This is a genomic window from Dellaglioa sp. CoH-57-MRSF-18 (assembly GCF_056781995.1).
Window position 1 is genome coordinate 1 of record NZ_JBXAXX010000086.1, and the last position, 448, is coordinate 448.

Sequence of the window (448 nt, forward strand, 5' to 3'; positions counted from 1 at the left end):
GAAGCTTAGGTTTCATCAACTCTCCTTGGTTCGGAGCGAGGCACGTGCTTCTATCACTTGCCCCAGCTCTTTTTGCAGGGCTCTGTCATCAGGATCGAGCGCCAGCTTTTTCTTCAGCCGTGAAATTTGCATACTGAGGGAACTGTACAGCTTTTTATTATCTCCTAGTTTTGCGTCGAATCTGTCACGTCCGTGCACACCGCTTGCTTCGCGAGTTTTTGCGCCGGCCTGATTGTAGGACCAGCGCTGCATGTTGCCCAGTTCCTCTGTATCTGTCAGACGGATGCGGGGATAATGACTCATACGCGCTTGAATCTTTTCGGCCAACCCCACAGTTGAGACAATGGCCAACATCTTTTTGTCTGAATTGTGGTTCCTGATGTTACCGCGCCCGATTGACTGGATAGCCTTATCCACAACATAATCTTCGTGAGCATCGTACTCGGGC

At 50.4% G+C, this 448-nt stretch carries 1 protein-coding gene; it reads right to left on the minus strand.

Going from position 1 to position 448, the window contains the following annotated elements; all coding sequences use genetic code 11:
- Window positions 1–15: 15 nt before the first annotated feature.
- The coding region (locus AC1RPG_RS08195) for a hypothetical protein (RefSeq protein WP_481762498.1) at window positions 16–448 on the minus strand (433 nt) is incomplete at its 5' end.